General features: G+C 57.4%; 2 protein-coding genes. Both read right to left on the reverse strand.

Going from position 1 to position 2527, the window contains the following annotated elements; translation table 11 throughout:
* A partial coding sequence (locus AB4043_RS22185; RefSeq protein ID WP_442308118.1) for an alpha-L-fucosidase occupies nucleotides 1–1515 on the reverse strand: 1515 nt, incomplete at its 3' end.
* 139 nt (nucleotides 1516–1654) lie between these two features.
* On the reverse strand, nucleotides 1655–2527 hold an 873-nt coding region (locus AB4043_RS22190), incomplete at its 5' end, for a glycoside hydrolase family 27 protein (RefSeq protein ID WP_442308119.1).

A 2527-nucleotide genomic window follows, 5' to 3' on the forward strand; every position in this document is an offset into this window, starting at 1 on the left:
GGGATACATCGCATTGTTTACGGCGAGCGACTTGATGCTTACCCTCCCATCTGCCGGCCACCCCAGGACGAATGCATATAACACATCGCCTTTGGTAGTGAAACGGATATCGCTGGCGTCAAAGGCTCGGGCCTTGGTCTCGTTGAAATTGTGCGATCCGCTCACATCCGGTGCGCCTTCGCCATAGATTTTGAAGGGACGCGTGCCGTAGATGGCCTCTCCGTGTACTGACATCCAGCGTCCGAGCTCCGCAAGGAATTTGTGCTCATCTTCATCGATACTGCCGTCACCGCGAACGGGAATATTCAACATCAGGTTGCCGTTCTTGCTGACGATGTCCACCAGCGACTTCGCCACCCACTCCGGAGTCTTGTACTGGTGTTTTTCAAAGAGCGAGCGTTTATAGTGCCAGTCACCGATACAGGTATCCGTCTGCCACGGAGCTTCCAGAATGCCCTGGGCACGGCCGCGTTCGATGTCCAGCATCGTCGCTCCCGTATGTTCGGGGCTATATTCCTTTGCCGCGACAACGGCCTGCTGCTGGCCTCCATGCCACGACAGGCTGGCGTTGTAATAGTACGCGGTGATGTCCAGACCAGCCTGACCGAGCGGCAATTCGCGGTCATCGAAGTAGAGAAGATCGGGTTTGTACTTGTCGATCAGATCTTTGCAACGGAGATACCAGGTGCGGACGAACTCCGGGTTCGCCGGAGGTGGAGCCTCGTCCCAGACACGGTCATGCTTCTCGTGCCAGGCGTTGGCCTCGGCAACGGTTTTGAATCCATCGGGCATGACGATATTCCGGCCGGTGTAGAGCTCCTGCGGATCCAGTCCATCCCACCAGGTTCCCTTTCCGTCCTTAGCGCTGAGCTGATAGGCGTCATAGCGGACTCCCGCCATCGGCCCCTCGGGATCATATCCATAGGCCGCTTGCAGCCAGTGCCAGGCATGCGAAGCGTGATTGGAGACGCCGAAGCGCATTCCATGCGCGCGAGCGATCTTCTCCCAGGTGCCGACGATATCCTTTCCCGGACCAACCCGCGTGGTGTTCCACGGATGATGTGTGGAATCGAAGCAATCCAGATTGTCATGATGACAGGCGAGCGACATGAAGTACTTCGCTCCGGCCTTCACATAGAGCTCCATCAGCTGTTCTGGTTGCCAGCGCTCAGCCTTCCACAGATGATCAATCTCTTTGAAGCCAACCTTCGATGGATGCCCATATGTCTTCACGTGGTAGTCGTAGCAAGCGTCTCCCTGCAGATACATGCGGCGTGCGTACCAGTCACCTTGCTCCGGCACACACTGCGCGCTCCAGTGCGCCCAGATGCCAAACTTGGCATCGCGAAACCATTCCGGCATTCGCCACTGTTTGAGGGAATCCCAGGTCGGCCCATACGGTCCCGATGCCGGCGCATTCTGTGCCTTCGCAAAGCGGGATAATCTCGCCGATGCGAGTGCGAGCGCCCCACGTTTCAACAGATTCCTGCGACTAAGACTATCGATACGTTCCATTGCGTTCGGCTCCTTGTGACCAGTCCATGCTCTCAAACTTCCTCCCTCTTTGGTCAAGAGGAATCAGGAGACCAGCAACAAAAGCAAGCCGCATGGGCCGTTTCCCGTGCGGCTTGATAGCACTTTTCGTACTGTTACATTAAGGACGGATCAATAGAAGCACGACACCGTGTTTGGGAACGGTGGCAGTAAACGTGTCCGCATAGGCTACCTCTTTGCCGGCCCACACATCTCGCAGGTCTGCCTTTCGGGAAATGCCTAGCCCCTTCAGGTTCGCAGTGACCGGATGCGCCAGCTCTCCGCGGTTGAAGAGCGCTATCGCCATGCCACCGTGTGCGAGCGGCTTGCTCCAAACTTCATAGGGTCCAATCGCAGAGACGCGGTCGCCCTGCTTGCCCAGAGAGTCCTGATCGATCGCAATCGCGTCTTTGTTCACCAGGATCGCCAGATGCTCCGGCCTCATCCTGCTGAGGTCGTTACCGGCAAGCAGAGGCGCTGCCAGGATTGCCCAAAGACTCATATGAGTCTTGTACTCGTCCAGATTCATGCCACCGTTACCGATCTCCAGCATGTCCGGATCGTTCCACTGGCCAGGCTTCGCGTAACGCGCCAGCCCCGCCTGTTGAAAGCCGATGAGCGCCATCCGGTCATACTTGTCACTGATGTCGCCAGTCGTGCGCCAGAGGTTTCCTCCGACCTGAGGTCCCCACTCCCACACGCTGCTCATACCGTACTGGCAAAGGCTGAAGACAATCGGCCGTCCCGTAGCAGCCAGAGCGTCATGCATCTTGCGATAGGCCTCCTGCTGCAGAGCAAATGCCGCAGGCGCCGATTGATCGCCATTGCCGGCCTCGCTCAACATTCCACCGAAGCTGCACAGGTCATACTTCAGATAGTCGATACCCCAGGCAGCATAGGTACGAGCGTCCTGCTCTTCGTGTCCATAGCTTCCCTCGAACTTCGCACAAGTCCTGGATCCTGGCGACGAGTAGATCCCAAGCTTCAGTCCACG

Source organism: Terriglobus sp. YAF25 (genome assembly GCF_052113305.1).
In the GTDB taxonomy this organism is placed as follows: domain Bacteria; phylum Acidobacteriota; class Terriglobia; order Terriglobales; family Acidobacteriaceae; genus Terriglobus.